Raw genomic sequence first — 475 nt, forward strand, 5'->3', positions numbered from 1 at the left:
GTATAACAGGTGATGCACGACGCGATCGCGGAAGCCGGCTGCCCAGACTTCGCGTGCCTTCGGGTGCGTCACAACGAAACAGATCGAGCGCCCTGGTGTGTAAGACCCATCACACAACTCTTCGTGCAGCTGCATGAGGTTGCGTTCAAGGTGTTGCTCGAAGGCCAGGGCGCTCGGGGTGTTGCGCTTATTGCGGCGGCAGTCGAAGTATGCTACCACCAAGTCCTCGAAAGTGAACTCGTCTCCGTTTTGATCTGCGGACGGCGCGAGCGCGGCCGGCGTACGACTTGTGGTTGTTGTTCTGGTTGCCATTGTCGAAGTTCTGGTTCCACGCATAGTCGGAATTGTCGGCGTGCTGCGTCCCATCGTGCTATCTACGTCGCCCTGGAGAAGGCTGAAGCCGATCAACGGGGAAACTGCGCCAGGCCTCGCCGGACGCCGCTGGCCGGTTCCTGTGGTGCGCATAGCGGTGGCC

Annotated in this window: 1 pseudogene; it reads right to left on the reverse strand. The window is 60.6% G+C overall.

Annotated features, from left to right (window positions below):
• Positions 1 to 336: pseudogene (locus AB4Z32_RS27705) on the reverse strand (reverse transcriptase); the annotation flags it as partial.
• Between the last annotated feature and the right edge of the window lie 139 nt (positions 337 to 475).

The organism is Massilia sp. 2TAF26, assembly GCF_052115005.1.
Classification (GTDB): Bacteria; Pseudomonadota; Gammaproteobacteria; order Burkholderiales; family Burkholderiaceae_D; genus Telluria.